This is a genomic window from Mogibacterium kristiansenii (genome assembly GCF_029224645.1).
Taxonomy (GTDB): domain Bacteria; phylum Bacillota; class Clostridia; order Peptostreptococcales; family Anaerovoracaceae; genus Mogibacterium_A; species Mogibacterium_A kristiansenii.
In genome coordinates this window covers 1-22129 of record NZ_JAQXUZ010000017.1, presented here as the reverse complement: position 1 = coordinate 22129, position 22129 = coordinate 1, and the positions used below count along the sequence as shown (strand labels likewise).

General features: G+C 47.2%; 18 protein-coding genes, 1 tRNA gene and 1 CRISPR repeat array. Of the genes, 18 read left to right on the top strand and 1 reads right to left on the bottom strand.

The features are described from left to right. Positions 1 to 205 precede the first annotated feature (205 nt). From PUE40_RS04855 to PUE40_RS04845, 3 genes are all read left to right on the top strand, one after another. Positions 206 to 1393, top strand: coding sequence for an Ig-like domain-containing protein (locus PUE40_RS04855; protein ID WP_277672063.1), 1188 nt, complete (start codon positions 206 to 208; stop codon positions 1391 to 1393). A gap of 75 nt (positions 1394 to 1468) precedes the next feature. Next, positions 1469 to 1543, top strand: a tRNA-Thr gene (locus tag PUE40_RS04850). Positions 1544 to 1728: 185 nt separating this feature from the next. Continuing rightward, positions 1729 to 2301, top strand: a complete 573-nt coding sequence (locus tag PUE40_RS04845; protein ID WP_277672062.1) for a methylated-DNA--[protein]-cysteine S-methyltransferase — start codon at positions 1729 to 1731, stop codon at positions 2299 to 2301. Between the two features lie 96 nt (positions 2302 to 2397). On the opposite strand, the gene PUE40_RS04840 is transcribed toward PUE40_RS04845, so the two are convergent. Next, a complete protein-coding gene (locus PUE40_RS04840) occupies positions 2398 to 3852 on the bottom strand; it encodes an alanine/glycine:cation symporter family protein (protein ID WP_154555031.1) in 1455 nt (484 codons plus the stop codon). A gap of 433 nt (positions 3853 to 4285) precedes the next feature. On the opposite strand from PUE40_RS04840, the gene PUE40_RS04835 reads away from it, so the two are divergent. From PUE40_RS04835 to cas2, 15 genes are all read left to right on the top strand, one after another. After that, on the top strand, positions 4286 to 5659 hold the full coding sequence (locus PUE40_RS04835; protein WP_330637014.1) for an MATE family efflux transporter: 1374 nt from the start codon (positions 4286 to 4288) through the stop codon (positions 5657 to 5659). Between the two features lie 135 nt (positions 5660 to 5794). Then, positions 5795 to 6862 carry a tryptophan--tRNA ligase gene (gene trpS / locus PUE40_RS04830; RefSeq protein WP_277672061.1) on the top strand — a complete coding sequence of 356 codons (1068 nt, stop codon included), beginning with the start codon at positions 5795 to 5797 and terminating at the stop codon, positions 6860 to 6862. 658 nt (positions 6863 to 7520) lie between these two features. Further along, positions 7521 to 8423, top strand: coding sequence for a hypothetical protein (locus PUE40_RS04825; RefSeq protein ID WP_277672060.1), 903 nt, complete (start codon positions 7521 to 7523; stop codon positions 8421 to 8423). Between the two features lie 225 nt (positions 8424 to 8648). Continuing rightward, on the top strand, positions 8649 to 9482 hold the full coding sequence (locus PUE40_RS04820) for a phosphate ABC transporter substrate-binding protein (protein WP_277672059.1): 834 nt from the start codon (positions 8649 to 8651) through the stop codon (positions 9480 to 9482). Positions 9483 to 9504: 22 nt separating this feature from the next. Next, a complete protein-coding gene (gene pstC, locus PUE40_RS04815; protein WP_330681543.1) occupies positions 9505 to 10350 on the top strand; it encodes a phosphate ABC transporter permease subunit PstC in 846 nt (281 codons plus the stop codon). Further along, the gene (pstA, locus tag PUE40_RS04810) at positions 10350 to 11195 is read left to right on the top strand and encodes a phosphate ABC transporter permease PstA (protein WP_277672057.1); all 846 of its coding nucleotides are present in this window, start codon (positions 10350 to 10352) and stop codon (positions 11193 to 11195) included. Before pstC ends, pstA begins: the two co-directional genes overlap by 1 nt. A gap of 3 nt (positions 11196 to 11198) precedes the next feature. Next, positions 11199 to 11957 carry a phosphate ABC transporter ATP-binding protein PstB gene (gene pstB / locus PUE40_RS04805; RefSeq protein WP_277672056.1) on the top strand — a complete coding sequence of 253 codons (759 nt, stop codon included), beginning with the start codon at positions 11199 to 11201 and terminating at the stop codon, positions 11955 to 11957. Beyond that, positions 11957 to 12607, top strand: coding sequence for a phosphate signaling complex protein PhoU (gene phoU, locus PUE40_RS04800; RefSeq protein WP_277672055.1), 651 nt, complete (start codon positions 11957 to 11959; stop codon positions 12605 to 12607). The genes pstB and phoU overlap by 1 nt, the downstream gene beginning before the upstream one ends. A gap of 386 nt (positions 12608 to 12993) precedes the next feature. Beyond that, complete coding sequence (gene cas3, locus PUE40_RS04795; protein ID WP_277672054.1) at positions 12994 to 15399, top strand: CRISPR-associated helicase Cas3'; 2406 nt, start codon at positions 12994 to 12996, stop codon at positions 15397 to 15399. A 34-nt stretch (positions 15400 to 15433) separates the two neighbouring features. Further along, positions 15434 to 16144: a type I-C CRISPR-associated protein Cas5c gene (gene cas5c / locus PUE40_RS04790; RefSeq protein ID WP_277672053.1), complete on the top strand. Its 711-nt coding sequence runs from the start codon at positions 15434 to 15436 to the stop codon at positions 16142 to 16144. A gap of 9 nt (positions 16145 to 16153) precedes the next feature. Further along, positions 16154 to 17935, top strand: a complete 1782-nt coding sequence (gene cas8c, locus PUE40_RS04785; RefSeq protein ID WP_277672052.1) for a type I-C CRISPR-associated protein Cas8c/Csd1 — start codon at positions 16154 to 16156, stop codon at positions 17933 to 17935. Positions 17936 to 17970: 35 nt separating this feature from the next. Then, positions 17971 to 18828: a type I-C CRISPR-associated protein Cas7/Csd2 gene (cas7c, locus tag PUE40_RS04780; protein WP_330650680.1), complete on the top strand. Its 858-nt coding sequence runs from the start codon at positions 17971 to 17973 to the stop codon at positions 18826 to 18828. 2 nt (positions 18829 to 18830) lie between these two features. Beyond that, entirely contained in the window at positions 18831 to 19499 is a 669-nt protein-coding gene (cas4, locus tag PUE40_RS04775; protein ID WP_277672051.1) for a CRISPR-associated protein Cas4, read from the top strand. Beyond that, complete coding sequence (gene cas1c, locus PUE40_RS04770) at positions 19492 to 20523, top strand: type I-C CRISPR-associated endonuclease Cas1c (protein WP_277672050.1); 1032 nt, start codon at positions 19492 to 19494, stop codon at positions 20521 to 20523. The genes cas4 and cas1c overlap by 8 nt, the downstream gene beginning before the upstream one ends. Before the next feature lie 2 nt (positions 20524 to 20525). Then, positions 20526 to 20816 (top strand): CRISPR-associated endonuclease Cas2, encoded by a 291-nt coding sequence (cas2, locus tag PUE40_RS04765; protein ID WP_277672049.1) that lies wholly within the window; start codon positions 20526 to 20528, stop codon positions 20814 to 20816. Between the two features lie 163 nt (positions 20817 to 20979). Next, positions 20980 to 22097: a CRISPR direct-repeat array (repeat unit 34 nt; unit sequence GTCGCACCCCCTCGTGGGGTGCGTGGATTGAAAT). Between the last annotated feature and the right edge of the window lie 32 nt (positions 22098 to 22129).

The following is a 22129-nucleotide window of genomic DNA, read 5'->3' as shown; positions in this document are numbered from 1 at the left end:
GGCCCAAATCCCGCCTGCCGGCCGTCCATGTTGGCGCCGCCCCGCCGGCAAAGCCTTATCCCACCGCCGGGTCACGCCAACAGGCCGGCCCAAATCCCGCCTGCCGGCCGCCCATGTTGCCGCTGCCCCTTGCGGGTGGGCGGCGGCTCTGATATACTCCACTTAAGACGTGTTAACCTGAATAGTTGTAAGTGGAGGACAGAATATGAAACGAATTCTAGCAATGGTCCTCGCAGGAATTTTGGTGGTGTCTGTGATTCCGGCTTTTGCAGCTGCAGAGGTGGGATCGGCAACTGATAAAGGTAGCAGCAGGCAGCTTGGAACAACTGCTGAAGGTCAAGGAAGTCAAGAAAATCAAGGAAACCGGGACGACCGGTCAACGGAGGAGCCGGAAGGACCGGGGATCCCGCCGGGGGAAGGAAATCCGGAAGAAAATCCGCCGACCGAGGCGCAGTCCGGGGAGCTCCCGGCCGCGTTGAACCTGAAGTACAAGGCGAAAAAGAAATTGGTTTTAGCGAATACCCAGCCGAAAGGGCTGCCGGTCAATGTGACCTGGGCGTCCGACAATGCGAAAGTCGCTGCCGTGGACAAAAATGGGCTGGTCACGGCCAAGAGCGCCGGGAAGTGCACGGTGAGCGCGGTTTTTCCGTCGGGCAGCCGGGCGGCGTGCAAGGTGACGGTGGAGCCGAAGGGGCTGAAGTATAAGAAGAAAACCATTCGGAAGAACGCCCGGTTCACCAATGTTTTGGTGGGGGCGAAGGCCGGTGTGAAGTGGAGCAGTTCCAACAAGAAAGTGGCCACGGTCAACGGTAAGGGCGTGGTGAAAGGAAGGAAAAGCGGGACCTGCAAGGTGGTCGCTCGTTTTGGCGGGAAAAAATACGCTTGCAAGGTGACCGTAGTGAATCCGCGGCTGAATAAAAAGAAAATCACCGTCTACAATTCCCGGAGCTTCCGGCTGAAGGTGACCGGCGGGAAGGGCCGCATCCGGTGGAAATCCGGCAATAAGAAGGTGGCGACGGTGTCCAAGAAGGGAACGGTGACTGCGATAAAGGGCGGAACCTGTACCGTTACGGCTGTGCGGAACGGCATTGCTTTGAAGTGCAGAGTCACGGTGCCGAAGCACTATAAAGGATATAGAATCCCGGATTTTGGGGCGCTGTACGGAAAGCGCGGCAAATTCCTGAAGGCCGACGGGGTGGCCTCCGTCCAATATAAAGCCGGGAAGAAAACCTATCAGAAATACCTCACGGCGCTGAAAAAGAAAAATTTCACCTTCGTGGAGAAGTCGTCCGGCACCCTGGTATACATGAACAGCGCGGGCGAGATGGTGGGGGCCGCTTACGCCCAAGGTTATGTGGGCCTGGCTTTCGGCAATATCAAAGACATCGGATAAGAAAAATAAAAGGGCGCACCCTTGCAATTACCTCTTCGTTCGTGTATAATCATAGGGCAATTCGGTTACGAACGTGCTGCTGTGGCTCAATGGTAGAGCACTTCACTCGTAATGAAGGGGTTGCGAGTTCGATTCTCGCCAGCAGCTCCAAGAGGAGAAAAACCGGTCAATGCAAATGCATTGACCGGTTTTTTTTATATTCGGAAGTTTACGTTTCGGGCGTTTTCGTACTTTTTCCTGTGGGAAAAGTCCTTTTTGTTCCACAGCCCTTTACCGGCGCGATTCTTGTGATACAATGGCTCCAATGAACGGATTGATAGAAACAGGAGGTCGAAATGCAGGAAAACCGGGAAGGGCGGATGGAAACCGTCATTTATGATACGGGAATCATCGGAAAACTGAAAATCAAAGGAAACCAAAAGGAGATTCGGGAAATCGCTTTCCTCCGAGACCCCTTCCCCTCCGTCTTCTTTGAGGGAAGCGGTCTCTCCGCCGTTGAAGGACCGGCCTACACCTGGAACAACCTGAATTGCGCCGAAGTTGCCCCCGTCCTGAAGAAGGCCTGCCGGCAGATTCAGGAATACCTGGAAGAAGAGCGGGAGGAATTCACCTTTCCCATTCGCATGGAAGGAACCCGCTTCCAGGAAGAAGTGTGGTGTGCCATGCTGGACATCCCTTACGGCGAAACCCGCACCTACCGGGAAATTGCCGAAGCCGCCGGCAGTCCCAAAGCCTGGCGGGCGGTGGGCATTGCGGCGAACCACAACCGGCTGCCGCTGGTGATTCCCTGCCACCGAGTCATCGGATCCAGGGGCCGGCTGACGGGGTACAACGGCGGGCTGGACATTAAAGAGAAGCTGCTGACCATCGAGAGCCACCGGACGATGCAGAAGCAGCTGGAGGAATAGAAAAAAGAACGAAAGAACCCCCGGGGTCATTTTGGAGGACGCCCCGGGGTTTCTTTCATCAAACAATGCGATGATATAGGAAATGATATGAATGCGTTATGCTACGTTCTTCTGTTTCTTGCGGAATTTCTCGCCTTCGTCTATTTCGCCGGCGTTCAGACGCTTGAAGTAGCTACGGGTTTCTGTCGCAACGACACCGCTGAGTCCCAGAAGTCCAACCAGGTTCGGGAATGCCATCAGGCCGTTGAAGATATCGGCGAAGGTCCATACGAATTCCAGTGTGAGGAACGGACCGATGAGAACCGCCAGAATGTACAGGTAACGGTATGCCTTTACGGCTTTCATGTTTTTATTGGTGAAGTACTCCAAGCAGCGTTCACCGTAGTAGTCCCAGCCCAGTGTGGTGGTGAAAGCGAATACTGCCAGGCAGATCATCAGCAGGATGGCGCCGAATGTTTCGCTCCAAGGAAGTCCCTGGCCAAAAGCACGAATGGTTACGTCTACGCCTTCCAGACCCACTTTGTCCGAACCGGTGATGACGATGGTCAGACCGGTCATGGTGCAGATAACGATGGTGTCCAGGAAAGTACCGGTCATGGATACCAGACCCTGACGAACCGGTTCCTTTGTCTGCGCTGCCGCCGCCGCGATTGGTGCGGAACCCAGACCGGATTCGTTGGAGAAAATACCTCTTGCAACACCCTTCTGCATTGCGGCAATCATGGCACCCAGTGCACCGCCGGCAACCGCATCCATACCGAATGCGCTCTTTACGATGGTGGCGATTGCTGCCGGGATTGCAGCGTAGTTATATACAAGAATTGCAACGGCTGCGGTTACATACAGAACCATCATTGCCGGAACGACCAGAGATGCTACGGAAGAGATTCTCTGGATGCCGCCGATGACAACCAGTGCCACCAGTGCGGTTACGACGATTGCAGCGATTGTTGTTGTCCAAGTGTAGGAGTGGTCGCCGATGGAGAATGCAATGTGCTTGCCTTCCGGATCGAATACCCGGCCCACTGCGGAGGTGATGGAGTTCACCTGGGTGATGGTGCCGATTCCCAGAATGCCGGCTGCCGCGCCGAAGAAGGCGAAAAGCTTTGCCAGCCATTTCCAGTTCGGTCCCAGACCTCTTTCGATGTAGTAGAACGGTCCGCCCAGTGCCTTGCCGTTTTCGTCCAGCACACGGTATTTTACGGCCAGAAGACCTTCCGAATATTTGGTTGCCATACCCACGCAGGCAGCAACTTCCATCCAGAACAATGCGCCCGGTCCGCCGGTGCAGATTGCGGTGGCAACGCCGACGATGTTACCGGTTCCAACGGTGGCCGCCAGTGCGGTGGTCAGTGCTGCGAAACTGGAGACCTCTCCTTCGCCGCCTTCCTCGTTGTGAACCATGTACTTCAGCGCCTTACCCAATTTGCAGAACTGCAGGGCTCCGGTTCTCACGGTGAGAAGCAGACCGGTTCCGATAATGAGTACCAGCATGGGGATGCCCCACACATAACCGTCAATGGTGCTCAGCATTGCTGTGAATTGTTTCATGAATGCAACCTCCTATTTTATAGATTCAGTTTCAAATTCCCGTCAGAGATAAAAACTTATTCCAACCAACTCTCTGACTGATGGGATTAGTTTAAAACAAGTTTCTGTGCTTGTCAACAAAAAAATTTAAAAATTTTTGTTACAAAAATTAAAGAAGTTAGAAAAACCCTCGAATTGTATGTGAAACCGTGCAATTTTGGACACAAATTTGTATTTCGAGTACAATTTTCGACACTAAATTAGAGTATTTTTTGGAGTAGCCATGCGGATTTTGCATGAGCTTTTCAATAAAAAAAAAGTTCGCCCCGCCTGGACATTTCCGTCCGCTCTCGCCTGATAATATTTTATTTTACCCATAACAATGGAAAAGTATGTTACAATGGAGGGTAATATATACGAGAAGAATACAAAAAGAGAGAGGTTGAGATTTAGTTTGAGTAAAGAAATGATGAGTGAAGAGAATTTGCAGCCGGAAAATCGGATGGGGTATGCGCCGGTGAAGGGGCTTTTGCTGAAGATGTCTTTTCCGCTGATGATTTCCATGTTCGTCCAGGCGGCGTATAACATTGTGGACAGTATGTTCGTGTCCTGGATCAACGAAGACGCCCTGACGGCGGTATCCATGTGTTTCCCGATTCAGGCGCTGATTCTGGCGTTCGCCATCGGTACGGCGGTGGGCATGAGTGCCCTGATTTCTCGATACTTGGGAGCAAAACGTTTTGACCGGGCCAATAAGGTGGCGCAGAATGGAATTTTCCTGGCCTTTGCAACGTATCTGCTGTTCCTGCTGATCGGCATGGCGGCGCATCCGTTCATTGCGTTCCAGACAAAGAATGCCCGGATTGTAGAATACGGTTCCACTTATCTGAGCATCGTCTGTACTTTGTCCATCATGGTATTCCTGCAGCTGTGCGTGGAACGGCTGCTGCAGAGCACGGGCAAAACTTCCTACATCCTGCTGATCCAGGGAAGCGGTGCGATTATCAACATTATCATGGACCCGATTCTGATTTTCGGATTGCTGGGTGCGCCGAAACTGGGTGTTGCCGGTGCGGCCATCGCAACGATCTTCGGACAGACGTTTGCGGCGCTGCTGGGCGTGTATCTGAATATTAAAAAGAATACGGAACTGAAAATCAGCATGAAAGGCTTCCGCCCGGATCTCCACATCATTAAGGAAATCTACCAGATTGGCGTGCCGTCTATCATCATGCAAGCGGTGGGCTCGGTGATGGTATTCTTCCTGAACCTGATTCTGGGGGGCTTTTCCTCCACGGCGGTGGCCACCTTCGGTGCCTACTTCAAACTCCAGAGCTTTATTTTCATGCCGGTGTTCGGATTGAACAATGGTGTGGTTCCGATTGTGGCGTACAACTACGGCGCGCGGAAGAAGGATCGCCTGCTGGAAGCATCCCGGCTCAGTACCCGGTACGCGGTGATGATTATGACGGTTGGAATGCTTCTGTTCTGGGTGATTCCGAACGTCTTTCTGGGAATTTTCGATGCCTCGGATAAAATGCTGGCCATCGGCATCCCGGCGCTTCGAATTATTTCTGTTGGTTTTCCACTGGCCGGCTATGCTATAATGAAGGGCAGTGTATTTCAGGCTTTGGGAAAAAGCATTTACAGCATGAATATATCCATTATTCGACAGCTGGTGGTGCTGCTTCCGGCAGCGTTCCTGCTGTCCCGCTTGGGTGAGGTCACCTACGTGTGGCTGGCATTCCCAATCGCAGAGATTGTGGGCCTGACGTTCTCGATTATCTATTCCCGTAAAATTCACCGGGAGATGATCGATGTACTATAATCTATAAGATACAGGAGAAAGGTGTTATGAAAAATACGGCAATTTACCCGGCCGCCCTGGAACATCGGCGATGGTAACCCGGCAAAACGGTAAACTATGACAATCGCAACGTGTTTTTATGAGGAGGGAAAAATTATGGCAGGTAAAATTATGCTGACCGGCGACAGACCGACCGGTAAATTACATATTGGACATTACGTAGGTTCCCTGAGACAGCGGCTGGAGATTCAGAAGGATCCGGAGTTCGACAAGATGTTTATCATGATTGCGGACGCCCAGGCGCTGACGGACAACGCGGAGAATCCGCAGAAGGTGCGGGAGAGCGTGATGCAGGTCGCCATGGATTATCTGGCAATCGGCATCGATCCGTCAAAGACTTCCATTATGATTCAGTCCCTGGTGCCGCAGCTCCACGAGCTGACCATGTATTACATGAACCTGGTTACCGTGTCCCGCGTGCAGCGGAACCCGACCATCAAATCCGAAATTCAGATGAGAGGTTTTGGGGATAACATCCCGATGGGCTTCTTCAACTATCCGGTGAGCCAGGCTTCGGATATCACCGCTTTCATGGCCACCACCGTTCCGGTAGGCGAGGACCAGGAGCCGATGCTGGAGCTGTGCCGGGAAATCGTGCGCCGCTTCAATCACGTGTACGGCGAGGTGCTGATCGAGCCGGAAATCTATCTGCCTCCGAACCAGTCCTGCATGCGACTGCCGGGCACGGACGGTCAGGCGAAGATGAGTAAATCTCTGGGAAATACCATCTACCTGTCGGATCCGGAGGACGTGCTGAAAAAGAAGGTCATGGGAATGTACACCGATCCGACTCACCTGAAGGTCAGCGACCCGGGCCATCTGGAAGGCAACACCGTGTTCCAGTACCTGGATGCCTTCTGCTGTGATGAGGATTTTGAAAAGTACTTGCCGGAATACAAGAACCTGGACGAGCTGAAGGAACACTACACCCGAGGCGGCCTGGGGGATGTAAAGGTAAAGAAATTCCTGTTTAACGTGCTGAACGAGTTCCTGACCCCAATCCGGGAAAAGAGAGCGTACTACGAGCAGCATCCGGAAGAAGTCGTTGAGATTCTGAGAGCCGGTACTGCGGATGCGGTAGCCACTGCGGAGAAGACGCTGGCTGCGGTAAAGCATGCGATGCAGATCGACTACTTCGAAAGATGGGATAAGGAATACAAATAACAAGTGTGCAAGTGATGGCCCGCCGGGAACGCCCGGCGGGCCTTTTCCGTGCGCCGAATGGCAATGGGGCGCCCTTGGGACAAGGGCGGACCGATCGCCTGGGATGCGCCGCTCGTCTGGGACATCTCGGCTGCCTGGGACGAAGTAGAGATATTTTTATAGCGAAACTCTCATATGACTAGAAAAAAGAGGCGAGTTCACGCTAAAATGGACAAAATGGCAAAATAGCGTGAACGACTTTTGGGGAAATTCCGTAGAAGGGCCTGTTGAGCGGCAGAAAAAATCTGCGGCAAAAAAGAAGTTCACGCTTTTTGAGTGAAAATGACGATTTGGCGTGAAAATAAATCGGAGGGACCGGCTGAAAATTAGAATTCCGGCAGATCTGCAAAAATGGATTCACGCTAAATGAGCTTTTTGGGGAAATTAGCGTGAACTCACTCAAAAAATCTAGGCATATGGGAACTGAATAACGAAAGAGAGATAGATTAATTAGAGCGCAGGGGGGATACCAAGCGAGATTGTGCAATAAGCAATATCTCGATTTTTCTCGAACGAAATATGATGCATGGGAACGGTGCATTTGCGATAATAGAACTAAGAAGAGGGCCGCAAGAGATTTGCGGTCAATCACATCTAATGAAGGAAAGGAGCGAGGAAAATGGTTCATTGTTCGAAATACGTGAAGGCCGGTCTGGACGAGAATCGGCTGCTTCGGAAACGATACCTTCAGCGGCAGAAGGCGCTGATGAAGTATGACAAAATGACGCTACGGATATGCATCAAGAATGGGCGTGCTTATTACTATGGTAAGAAGAAGGGAAAGGAAATCTATCTGGGCAATGCTGAGAACGAGACGGTGCGCGGCATCCGGGAGCTTCGATTCTGCCGGGCGATGCTGGAGGTGCTGGAGAAGAACATCAAAGCAATGGAGTCCTTCCTGGAAAAGTACAGTTCGCCAACGGCCGCCGCGGTAAAAGCAGCTCTTCCCAAGCATTATCGTCCGACACGTCCGACGGAATACGCGTTACATCCGGAGAAGGATCCCATCTGGCGGCGTTTTCAGGCGATGCTGGCGCATAAAGCAAAAATCCCGGTGCACTATCCGGAGAATTTGAAAATCCTGACATTTGACGGAACGGCCGTGCGGAGCCGAGTGGAAGCGCTGCTCTACGAGCGGTTCAGCGCGGCGGGTTTCTACGTAATCTACGAGTATCCTATCGAATATGCGCCGGGAAAATTCATTCGTCCGGATTTTCTCCTGATTCATCCGGAGACGGGAGCCATTTTTCTGTGGGAGCATTTGGGGCTTTGGTATCATGAAACCTCTTCCGAGTTCTATCGCAATGAATTTAGCGGAAAGACAGATATCTACCGAAATCTGGGATTCATCCCGGGAGTGAATCTGTTGATGTCCTTTGAGACACCGTTGGGCTTGGATATGGAACGCGTCGCCCAGGAAGTGGACCACCTGTACAACCTGGAGGAAACCGCACAGAGCATAAAGATTGCCGAGCTTCAGCAGGCGCAGTTTGCGGATTTCTCGTTGCTGAAAGTAGTGTAGGGGGAGCGGCTCGCGTTTCGCCGCCCCCCGACAGTCCCGCCCTCGAATTCTCACCCGGCGGCCCAACCACAGGAACCTCCCCTTTACATTCCCCCCCCATCCTTTACGTTCTTTTTACTTTACCTCGATAACAGTCTTTACGAAATCGCCCTATACTTATACCTGTAATCAGAAAACAGACAAGAAAACAATTGAAAAGGGAAAGAAAGTAAAGGAGAGAGAAAGATGAAAAAAAGAAATCTCAAACTGATTGCCCTGGGCCTGACCGGTCTGATGGGCGTGGCTGCCCTCACCGGATGCGGCAGCAGCAAGGAAAAGAGTGCAACGGTCAGCACGAACGGATCCACTTCCATGGAAGAAGTGATGGGTGCGCTTTCGGAACAGTATCAGAAGGATAACGAAGGCGTAAAGGTAACCTACGATCCAACCGGATCCGGCACCGGAATTGAGGAAGCCAAGAACGGCAATACCGACATCGGCCTGGCATCCAGAGCATTGAAGGATGACGAGAAGGACGGACTGGAGCAGAAGGTCATCGCACTGGATGGAATTTCCGTAATCGTCAATGCAAAGAACGGTGTAAAGGATCTGACAACTCAGCAGGTAGCAGACATTTTTAGCGGAAAGATCACAGACTGGAGCCAGGTCGGCGGTAAAGCCGGAAAGATTTCCTGCATCGGCAGAGAGTCCGGATCCGGTACGAGAGACGGCTTCGAAAGCGCAACCGGCACCGAAGACAAGTGCAAGCTGGAACAGGAATTGACATCCACCGGTGCGGTAATTTCCGCAGTAGGCAGCAATGAGAAAGCAATCGGATACGCGTCCTTCTCCGCAGTAGAGGGTCAGGACAAGATTCAGGGAATCAAAGTCAATGGCGTAACCTGCACCGAAGACACCATCAAAGATGGAAGCTACAAGCTGCAGCGTCCGTTCTGCTTCATCACCAAGAAAGACGGAAAGCTTTCCGAAGAAGCACAGAAGTTCTACGATTTCGCAACATCGAAAGATGCGGCAGATCTGATTCGTAACGCCGGTGCCGTTCCAGTAAGCGAATCGTAAGATGAAGAAGAAAAAAGATTTAATGGAAAACGCAATACACGGACTGTTCCTGTTCTGTGGTTTTGTCAGTGTCGCCTTCGTGCTGCTGATCAGCGTGTACCTGATTATCTCCGGAATTCCGGCCATTCACAAAATCGGACCGATCAAGTTCCTGTTCGGTACTACCTGGAAATCCGGTCAGAATCAGTTCGGCATCCTGCCATTCATCCTGACCAGCGTCTACGGTACGGCGGGGGCGGTAATCCTGGGAATACCGATTGGTATTTTTACCGCCATGTTCCTGGCGAAAGCCGCACCCCCGAGAATCGCAGCGGTGATTCAGGGAGCCGTAGAGCTTCTGGCAGGAATTCCGTCCGTCGTATATGGCCTGGTGGGCATGACCGTATTGGTGCCGGGCGTGCAGAAGGCATTTCACCTGTCCTCCGGCGCCACACTGTTCTCCGCCATCGTGGTCCTGACGATTATGATTTTGCCGTACATCATCAGCGTGTCGGCCACCGCACTGCGGGCCGTGCCGAGAGAGTATGAAGAAGCCTCGCTGGCTTTGGGGGCCAACTACACGGAGACCTGGTTCCGCGTATCCCTGCGGGCTGCAAAGAGCGGCGTGGCGGCAGCGGTCATTCAGGGCGTGGGCAGAGCGCTAGGCGAGGCCATGGCGATTATCATGGTTGCCGGAAACGTGGCGAACATGCCGGGACTGTTCCAATCCGTTCGGTTCCTGACCACTGCCATCGTTTCGGAAATGTCCTACGCGTCCTATGGATCGCTGCAGAGACAGGCCCTGTTCTCCATCGGACTGGTGCTGTTCCTGTTCATCATGATGATTAACTGGATTCTGCACAGAGTGATCCGAAAGGAGGAGCAATAATGAGTACGCACAGAAAAAATATGGACAGACTGCTGAGAGGACTGATGGGGCTGTGTTCCGGCATCACCTGCCTGGTGCTCCTGATGATCATCGGCTACATCCTGTACCGAGGCGTCCCGAGCCTGACCTGGAACCTCCTGTCCACGGAGCCCAACAACCTTACCGGAAACATCGGAATTCTGCCCAATATTCTGAATACGCTGTATATCATTTTCGTGGCGATGATTATCGTCCTGCCTTTTGGCGTGGGGGCCGCCATCTACTTGACGGAGTATTCCACCAGCCGGAAGCTGACCAACCTGATTAGCTTCGCCGCGGAGATTCTGACGGGAATCCCATCCATTTTGTTTGGACTGGTGGGCATGCTGATTTTCATTCAGATTGGCGGCCTGAAGCAGGGTATTCTGGCCGGCGCGCTGACCCTGGTGCTGATGGTGCTGCCAACTATTATCAGCAATACGAGGGAGAGTTTGCTGACGGTTCCCCGGAGCTACCGGGAAGGGGCCCTGGCGCTGGGCAGCGGAAAATGGCATATGATTCGAACCGTGGTGCTTCCAAGCGCGTTGGACGGCATCATCACCGGATGCATCCTGTCGGTGGGCCGGATCACCTCGGAATCGGCGGCACTTCTTTTTACCGCGGGCTTCGGACTGAAGATGATCGGTTTCGTGCAGGCTTTGCAGTCGTCCTCCGCAACGCTGACGGTAGCCCTTTACATCTACGCCAGTGAGCGAGGCGCCTACGACATCGCGTTTGCCATCGCCATTGTGCTGATGGCGCTGACTTTGGCACTGAACCTGATTGCCTCCAAGACCGCGAAGAAAATACAGGAGAAAAGAGGCTAGAATATGAACGAACCAATTATCAAAGTCCGGGACCTGGACCTGTGGTACGGCGAGCACCAAGCTCTCCGGAAAATCAGCATGGACATTCCGGAAAGATCCATCACGGCGCTGATCGGCCCATCCGGATGCGGCAAATCCACGTTCCTGCGGAACATCAACCGGATGAACGACTTGATTCCGGATTGCCGGGTGGAAGGAACCCTGGAGTACCGGGGTAAAAATATTTTGGGAAATGACGTGGACGTGACCGATCTGCGCCGGAAGGTTGGAATGGTATTCCAGAAACCGAATCCGTTCCCGATGAGCATTTACGACAACATCGCCTACGGCCCGCGCATCGGCGGCATCCGCAATAAGACCGAGCTGGATGAAATCGTAGAGCGGTCCCTGAAGGCGGCGGCCATCTGGGAAGAGACCAAGGACCGGCTGAAAAAGTCGGCGCTGGGCATGTCCGGTGGCCAGCAACAGAGACTGTGCATCGCCCGGGCCCTGGCCGTAGAGCCGGATGTACTGCTGATGGACGAACCCACCAGTGCGCTGGACCCGATTTCCACGGGTAAAATCGAAGATCTGGCAGAGGAACTGAAGAAAGAGTACACCATCGTCATGGTCACCCACAACATGCAGCAGGCCGTTCGTATCTCGGACCGCACCGCCTTCTTCCTGCTGGGAGACCTGGTGGAGTACGGAGAGACGAATCAGATTTTCTCCGACCCGAGAGATAAGCGCACAGAAGATTACATTACAGGGAGGTTCGGTTAATGAGAGATACATTCCAAGGAGAATTGAGAGAATTAGACAATCAGACTTGCCTGATGGGCGGTATGTGCGAAGACATCATCGACCGGGCAGTCCGTTGTTTCCTCACCAACGACGAGAAGCTGGCACAGAAGGTGGTAAAGCTGCAGGATACGATTTCCCAGAAGGAGCGTGAAATCGAAATCATGTGCATCCAGCTGATCATGAAGCAGCAGCCGGTGGCGTCGGATCTGCGAGTCATTTCCGCCACCCTCAAAATGGTGACCGACCTGCACCGCATCGGGGATCAGTCCCTGGACATCGCCGAGATCGTCCTCACCGGTCAGCTCACCCAGGCCATTCGCACCCAGGATTTTCAGAAAATGGGCGAAGCGGTGGTCTACATGGTCAAATCCAGCGTAGAGGCCTTCCAGGCCCGGAGCCTGGAGCACGCCAAAGAAGTCATTGCCTACGATGACGTAGTGGACGAGTATTTTGAAAAAATAAAATTCAATCTCCTCGAACGCATCCGGGGCCGCATCGATGACAGCGACCGAGATGTTCTGGACATGCTGATGATCGCCAAATACCTGGAGCGCATCGGCGACCACGCCGCCAATGTGGGCAACTGGGTGGCCTTCTCCGTGAACGGCGAACTGCTGCCGGATAATTAAAGAGAAGGCGGCGGCCGGCGTGGGAGCGATTCTCGTGTTATCGGTATTCGCTGCCATAATTTGCTTCATAGCAAGAATTAAGTATCTGAAGGGAAAAAGAAGAGAATAACATAAAAAACTACACCTCCAAAGTTGGATATGAAACCAACCTTGGAGGTATGTTTTTTAATTGTGTAAGAGTAACTACTAGCATGTGGAATTTAATCTCACACAACTTGAATTTAGAAATACATTCAACGGATGGCGCAATAATTAACTCTAAAAAACGGTCAATCAATATATAATGGCAAAATATTTGACCAGTTCGGAGAACGCTCAACAAAACTGAATGCTTATACTAAAGCAATATGGTAAGATAAAGCTACATATAAAAAGAGGAGCCGGCGATGGAATATATAGCGCATATTAACGGAGATAAAATACAAAGTTGTACCGAACATTGTCTAAATACAGCAAAGTATGCGAAAACTGATTTGATGTCTGTTGGACTTGGCAATACTGCTTATTTGGCAGGTCTGATACATGATATGGGGAAATTCACTAAAGAATTCAATGAATATATTCAGAAGTCGGCAAGAGGTGAGCATGTCCGAAAGGGCTCCGTGATTCATTCTTTTGCCGGTGTACGGATGATGATGACAGAATTCCATCCAATGTATTCAGGACAGAGTAAATCTGAATGGGAAAGAATTACAGCAGAAATGATTGCCACAGCAGTGGGATGTCATCACGGATTGTTTGATGAATACGATGAAAATCATCGTTCGGGACTTAAGTATCGAATTGAAAAGCAACCGGAATATGACGAACGAGCAAAGAGTGCGTTTTACGAGTTGTGTTGTAAGCAAGAAGATATCGCTAAATTGTTTTTAGACGCGTGTAAAGAAATCTGCACGATATGCGAACCGCTTACAAAGATTGCTTCGACCGAGAAAGAATTGATGTTTTATTTGGGGTTAATCCAGCGATTATTGAATTCAGCAGTGATGGATGGGGATCGAAAGGATACTGCTGAATTTATGGGGGATTTTTCTTTTTCGGAGAAGACTGTTTTGAGCACAACGAAACTTTGGCATGACTTAACAAAGAATGTTACAGGACGATTAGACGCATTTCCGCAGAAATCGGAAATCCAGAAGGCAAGAAGAAAGATGTCGGATTACTGTGCCGAATTTGCAAGAAAATCAGATGATGGAGAAATCTATCGAATGAATCTTCCAACCGGTGGCGGAAAAACTCTTTCCAGTTTACGATATGCGTTAGAACATGCGAAAAAATACGGCAAAGAACGCATAGTTTTTGTTGTTCCGCTTTTGAGCATTTTGGATCAAAATGCTCAAGTGATTCGAGAAAATGTTGGAAATGACGATATAGTATTGGAACATCATTCTAACATAGTAATGGACGGAAAAACCGAAGAGGAATGTACAAGGCAGGATTTATTGGCAGAAACCTGGGAATCCCCTATTATTATCACTACGCTGGTACAGTTTTTAAATACGTTGTTTTCAGGAAAAACGAATTCCGTCAGACGATTTGAAGCGTTAACGAATAGTGTTATTGTGTTTGATGAGGTTCAGACTGTTCCTCAGAAAATGATTTCATTGTTTAATCTAGCAATTAACTTTTTGACGAAAATATGCCACGCTACAGTTCTTCTTTGTTCTGCTACACAGCCTTCCTTTGAGGAAAATAAGTATAGCATGCTAATAAGTGAAAAGCGCATGATTCCGCAGAAGGCAATGAATCATTTTTCTGCTCTTTTCAAAAGAGTAGAAGTGACTGATAAGGGAAATATGACAATTGAAGAAATTAGAAATCTTGCGATTGAAAGCTGCATAAATCATAGGTCTGCATTAATCATTTGCAACACAAAGAGAGAAGCGCGAACTTTGTATCGGCTTATTGATGAGAGCGATATTAAATGCGTTCATCTGTCAACATCTATGTGCATGGCACATAGAAAAGAGGCGATTAATGAAATGCGTGAACTGCTAAAGAAAAAAGTACCGTTTATCTGCGTTTCAACGCAGCTAATTGAGGCAGGGGTAGATGTTTCCTTTGGGTGTGTGATTCGCTTTTCAAGTGGGATAGACAGTATTGTGCAGGCGGCAGGAAGATGTAACAGAAATGGAGAAAATAAAATTTCCCCTGTTTACATTGTTCATCTAAAAGGAGAAAGCTTAAAGTTCTTGAACGAGATTGAAGAAGGAAAGAATTTGACTGCAGAAGTAATTCGAGAGTTTCAGAAGAATCCGGAAAAGTACGATAACGACCTTATTTCTGAAAAAGCAATTGCGGATTTCTATAATAGATATTTTCGAAAATTGAATAACTGCATTAGAGAAACAGAGTATCCGGTTGCTTTTGGAGAAAGTATTTTTGAATTGCTGTCAACAAATGCGGAATTCCTTCCTGAGAAATGCGAATTTGCAATGTGGCAAGCATATAAAACTGCGGGAGACCAATTTGAAGTTTTTGATGATTCACAGAGAACTGTTGTTATTCCATATAACGACGAAGCGAAAAGAATAATCAGTGAACTGTCAGGCAGCAAGGCAAAAAATGATATATATTATTGCAAGACTCAATTGAATTTATTGAAGCAGTATACCGTGCAACTATTTAACTATGAATATAGCAAATTCGTAGAATTAGAAACTGTTCGCCCGGAATGCGAGGGGGCGGTTTCAATATTGGATGTGTGTTGTTATGACAAAAATCTTGGAATAATTGTGCCGGAAGAAGAGACGGGGATGTTAGCTAATGAAGATTTGTTTTTGGAAGTCTAAAGAATATACAGTTAACAAAGAGAAAGGAGTGAATATGTATAATAATTCTGTGGAATTAACCGTATATGGAGATTATGCACTTTTTTCAGATCCTATCACGCGAGTGGGAGGTGAGAAATGGAGCTATCAGATTCCAACATACGAAGCGTTGAAAGGTATTTTATCGTCGGTTTATTGGAAACCAACATTTATATGGTATATCGATGCGGTGCGTGTGATGAAGCCAATTCAAACAGAAGTAAAAGGAATTCGCCCGATTAAATATCATGGTGGAAACGATTTGTCATATTACACGTATTTAAAAGATGTGGAATATCATATCAAAGCACATTTCGAGTGGAATCATAACAGACGAGAATTAGAGCAAGATCGTAATGTGGCAAAACACGAAGAAATTGCAAAGAGAATGATTAAAAAAGGAGGGCGACGGGATATTTTCTTGGGAGCACGGGAGTGCCAGGCTTATGTGGAACCGTGTTGTTTCGATGAAGGCAAAGGCTTTTATGATGATATTTCGGAGCTAGCGTTTGGCCCGATGTTTCATGGATTTACCTATGCAGATGAAGCCTACGATGAGAAAACTGCAGGACGGCTCACACAGAATTTTTGGAAACCAATAATGAAGAATGGAGTTATTGAATTCTGCAGGCCGGAAGACTGTGAACATCGTTATCTGCATGAAACAAAGGTGAAGGTGTTCGAAAATAAGAAGAATTTTCAACCAGTGTCAGAGTTTGACGTATAGGAGGTGCACATGAGTTTGATGATGCGATGCATTGAAACATATGATGCCATGGAACATCTTGCAGGAAAATGTGTCAACGAAGATCGAAAAGAAACATTAGCTCCAATTGGACATATATTAGCAAATGCAACAATTGAAATTACAGTTGATGAGGAAGGAAACTTTGTAAGAGCACAGAATGTAGAAAAAAAAGCAGTTATTCCTTGCACGGAAGAATCGGCTAGTAGATCCGGAACCAAAAAAACTGCACATCCATTATGTGATCAACTAGGATACGTTTCGTCATTTTATAATGAAGAAAAACATAAAGTATATATTACTGAGTTAAGAAAGTGGGTGGAATCAAAGCATTCTTCGAAAATTATACAGGCAATATATAAGTATGTTACCCATAATAGTATTTATGAAGACCTTCTGAGTAATGGAGTGAAAATTAAGAGTGAAAAAGATTTTGTGATATGGAGAGTTGTTGGCTTTGGCAATGAAAGCGGAAGCGTGTGCGAGAATGAAAACTTGCACAAATTGTATCAAGAGTACTATTTGTCAAATAAGAACGATAATCTAGACTTTTGTATGGTTGCAGGAAATCTAGCAATAACTACAACAAAGCATCTAAAAGGCACTGTTTCAAAATTTGGAAATGCAAAATTGATTTCTTCAAATGATAACGATGGTTTTACTTATAAAGGGCGATTTTTAGATGGTGGGGAAGCTTGTAGCATAGGCTATGAAGCTTCTCAAAAAGCACATAATGCGCTGAAATGGGTATTGGCAAATGAAGGAATCCCTCTAGGAAACAGGGTTTGCGTTGCCTGGAATCCTCAAGGAAAAAGTATACCTAAGATACAATTGCCAATTGCTGTCCACTGCAAAGAAGCGAAACCAGAGGCCTCGTCATATAAAAATGAGTTAAGAAAAAAAGTATTTGCATATTCGAAATCATTTTTAATGGGCGAACAGGTGGTTATTGCGATGTTTGAAGCAGCTACCTCCGGTAGATTGTCGGTAACTTATTATAATGAAATGCCGGGAATCTCTCTAGTTAAAAAACTTGAAAAGTGGGATGAGACAACATTATTTAAATCAACAGACAGGGGTGCGTTTGTTCCGTCACTGTATAAATACGTTGCCTTTTCATATGGCATTTATAGAACTAAAAATAGTAATGATGCGGGAATGCTTGAGGTGGATGAGAAAATCCAAAATAAACAAATGCAGAGATTAATAGCATGCCGTATAGACAATAAGATGTTTCCGATTGATATTTTGAAAAGACTGGTAATCAATGCATCTAATCTGGGCGCGTATGATAGGAATACAAGAAATCAAATTCTACATACCACATGTTCTGCAATACGGAAATATTATGTTGATAAAGTACAGGAGGATATATCTATGTCATTAGAAAAAGAAAAGAAGAATCGTAGCTATCAATATGGCCGATTGCTAGCAGTTCTTGAGAAAATCGAACAGGACACTTATGATAAAAAAGACACGATGAGAGAGACAAATGCAATCCGGCTGCAACAACGATTCGTCCATAAACCACTTGAAACTTCAGAGCAAATCATAAGAAAGTTAAAACAGGCATATTATCGTAAACTAAATAAGTCTGCTATATCGCATTATGAAAAACTGATAGAAGAAATACTATGTGTAATCTCTGAATGCGAAGAGACAGAACTGGATAAATCATTAGATGAAATGTATCTCGTTGGCTATTATTTGCAAAAGCAAGATTTTTACAAGAAAACTAATGACAGTACAGATGAAACCGTTATTTCTGATTAGGTGTTGATATTTATTAAAAGAGAAGGAGAGATATTATGAAACTTGAGAATAAGATTGATTTTGTCGCATTTATTTCTGTTACAAATGCAAATCCAAATGGGGATCCATTAAATGGAAATATTCCGAGAACAGACTTTGAAGGATATGGCGAAATTTCTGACGTATGCATTAAAAGGAAGATTAGAAACAGAATGCAAAATATTTTGGAGAAACCGGGAAGTGTTTTTGTTCAGTCAGAAGAGTTGGCAGATGATGGAATGAAGAGTCTTGCACAAAGAGCAAAGGAGACATTAGGTAAGCCAGATAAGAAAACAGATAGAGATGAATACATAGAAAAAGCCTGTGAACAGTGGGTTGACGTACGTTCGTTTGGTCAAGTATTTGCATTTTCTGATAATGCCGGATTTTCTGCTGGCGTAAGAGGCCCAGTATCGGTACACCTTGCTGTTAGTGCACATCCAATCGAAATCAATTCGATGCAGATTACAAAAAGTGTAAATGGCTCAAAGGACAGTGGGAAGGATTCCGACACAATGGGAATGAAGCATTTTGTTCGTTATGGGTTATATAAGGTTAAGGGATCAATTAATCCTCAACTTGCGGAAAAAACAGGGTTTAGTGAAGAAGATGCGGAATTGATAAAAGAATGTTTGAGAACATTGTTTGTAAATGATGCTTCCGCAGCAAGACCGGATGGATCTATGGAAGTTGTTAAACTGTATTGGTTTAAGCATAATTGTAAAAATGGACAATACTCTGCGGCAAAAGTTCACGGGAGCGTGAGTGCAGAGTTGAAGGATGGTGTAGATTATCCAAAATCTATTGATGATTATAAAATTTATTATGATCATTCATTGGAAGATTTGGAAGTTGAAGAAGTTGCAGGTCTTTAGAAATGTATCTTGAAGATGACTATTTGATGATTTCCGGAATCCAACATTTTGTTTATTGTCGTAGGCAATGGGCGCTGGTTCATGTAGAAGACAAATGGATAGAAAACTATTTTACTGCTGATGGACGTGTTATTCATAATCGGGTCCATCAGCAGGGAATACAAGATATTCGAAATGGCGTTTTAACTATTAGAGGATTGAATGTGTCATCTGCAAAATATGGAATTTCAGGAACTTGTGATGCCGTTGAATTCCTTCCCGTAAATGATGGAATTACACTTCATGGACGCGATGGCCTATGGAAACCACTTCCGGTTGAATATAAAAGAGGGAGATCAAAGATTAGTAATTGCGATCGTCTTCAGGTTGCTGCACAGGCTGTTTGTCTTGAAGAAATGTTTTCTTGTGTGATTGACTATGGATTTATTTTTTATAAAGAGACAAGAAGGAGAGAGAAAGTAGAAATTACCGCAGAAATGCGAGATGAGCTCACAAAAGCTCTAGAAGAAATGCATTCATATTATCGCAGAGGGTATACACCGCGAGTTAAGCCAAGTAAAAAATGTAAAAAATGTTCATTATCTTCAGAATGCATGCCGTCATTGTTGAGGTCAGAAGAAAATGTTGACGCATATATTAGGCGGCATATGGAGGAATCTGAGAATGCGTAAAATGCTCAATACTTTGTATATTACCAGCGAGGAGGCATATGCTTCTTTGAATGGAGAAAATATAGAAGTTAAAATTGGAATGGACGAAAAGAAAGCTTTTCCACTTCACAATTTAGAGAGCATTGTCTCTTTTTCTTATAAAGGGGCATCTCCGGCATTGATGGGAAAGTGTGAAAGTAGCGGTATTACACTAACCTTTTTCTCTCCGCATGGAAAATATCTTGCGACAGTTGGAGCTGGAACAAATGGAAACATTTTGCTTCGCCGCGAACAATATCGCGTTTCTGAAGATCAAGAATCATCCATTAAAATTGCAAGAAATATGATTACGGGGAAACTATACAATTCTGCGGAACAACTGCTTCGATTTACACGAGATCATCCAATGCAAGTTGACTGTGAAAAACTTCAGAAGACGGCATCTCGAATAAAGCAGTTAATGAACAAAAGTAGAATAGTTACCAGCAAAGAGAATCTCCGAGCAATTGAAGGAAATGCAGCAAGTGAGTACTTTTCCTCCTTTAATGAATTAATTCTTCAAAAGAAAGATGACTTTATTTTTGATGGGCGAAGTAGAAGACCTCCATTAGACCGTGTAAATGCATTGCTCTCGTTTGCGTATTCATTGCTTGCAAATGATTGCACTGCCGCATTGTATAGCGTAGGGTTGGATCCTTTTGCAGGAATGTTTCACGTAGACAGACCCGGACGCCGGTCATTAGCGCTTGACATAATGGAAGAATTTCGTGTTCCCATGGCAGATCGATTTGTTCTTTCTTTGATTAATAATCGCAAATTTGAGAGAAGTGATTTTGAGGTTCAGGAAAGTGGAGCTGTCCTTTTGAAGGATGATGCACGGAGAGAATTTCTTGCACAGTGGCAGATGAAAAAAAGAGAAGTTATAACACATCCTTTTTTGAAGGAAAAGGTTGAATGGGGTCTAGTTCCATATGCTCAGGCACAGATTTTGGCACGATGTTTACGTGGCGATTTAGATGAATATCCACCTTTTTTCTGGAGGTAAAAATGCTATATCTGATAGGCTATGATATAAAGACAACATCAAAAGAAGGAACAAGAAGGCTTTCAAAAGTTGCAAAAGTGTGTTGTAATTATGGTCAAAGAGTCCAAAACTCTTTATTTGAATGTGAGCTAGACGGAGCGCACTATGTCCAAGTAAAAAAGCAGTTGCTAAGCATACTTAATGCAGAGGAAGATAGTCTACGAATATATTGCCTCGGGAAAAAATATAACAGTAAAATCGAAGAGTACGGAGCAAAAACCAGCTATGATCCATTAGGAGAGTTAATAGTGTAATGACATCGGCGAACCTGAAGCTGTGCGAAAAAGCCTGGGAGGTTCGCCGAGAAAAAGAAGTAAATTAGTACAATAATTTAAAAACCTGACGACATCTAACAAGGGTGTTATGTTGGGTCTGCAACATGTTGTGACTCTTGATATTAGGCTACAACATATTGCGGTCGCACCCCCTCGTGGGGTGCGTGGATTGAAATCTACTTTGATAACTGATGCAGCCATAAAGTAGTGAGTCGCACCCCCTCGTGGGGTGCGTGGATTGAAATGACAACACAGTCCAGAACGTCGGCCCGATCTACGTCGCACCCCCTCGTGGGGTGCGTGGATTGAAATGAGATCGGTTTGGCTGGTGTGGTAGACTCTGGGTCGCACCCCCTCGTGGGGTGCGTGGATTGAAATTCTTCGTTGATTCGGAGAACCCGGCCAACGACGTCGCACCCCCTCGTGGGGTGCGTGGATTGAAATTCTATGTAATCCCATATCACATAGGTCTGCTCATAGTCGCACCCCCTCGTGGGGTGCGTGGATTGAAATGTCCATGTTTTCGGCGCCATTATCTCCGGCCAAGTCGCACCCCCTCGTGGGGTGCGTGGACTGAACTCTTCTGCATTTTGGAGCGTTCCATCGGCACGTCGGAGTCGCACCCCCTCGTGGGGTGCGTGGATTGAAATTCTGACAGGTATCTGGTCATCTCATCTACTGACGTCGCACCCCCTCGTGGGGTGCGTGGATTGAAATTCGGAACAATCGGCACATGAACCGAAAGTTCATGTCGCACCCCCTCGTGGGGTGCGTGGATTGAAATACAAGATCAGTACCAGTGCTGGTGAGTCTATGGAGTCGCACCCCCTCGTGGGGTGCGTGGATTGAAATGACTGAAGCCGGCATAGATCAGAGAGTGATCGTCGCACCCCCTCGTGGGGTGCGTGGATTGAAATAGTCTGAGAAGCTACTGTACAATTTGCAGAATGAGTCGCACCCCCTCGTGGGGTGCGTGGATTGAAATTACAGGAAGCATGGTCTTAATGGCTGGGTGCTGAGTCGCACCCCCTCGTGGGGTGCGTGGATTGAAATTGTTTTTAGTTCTTTAATCCATACAGACTTTTCGGTCGCACCCCCTCGTGGGGTGCGTGGATTGAAATGTTGCACTGGCAAGGGATTTACCTGCGGATTTTGAGTCGCACCCCCTCGTGGGGTGCGTGGATTGAAATTCAGGCTGATGCAGGACAAAGGCAGGAACCTAGTGTGTCGCACCCCCTCGTGGGGTGCGTGGATTGAAATAATTTTCTCTTTCGCTGCTTCCAGATCTTGAT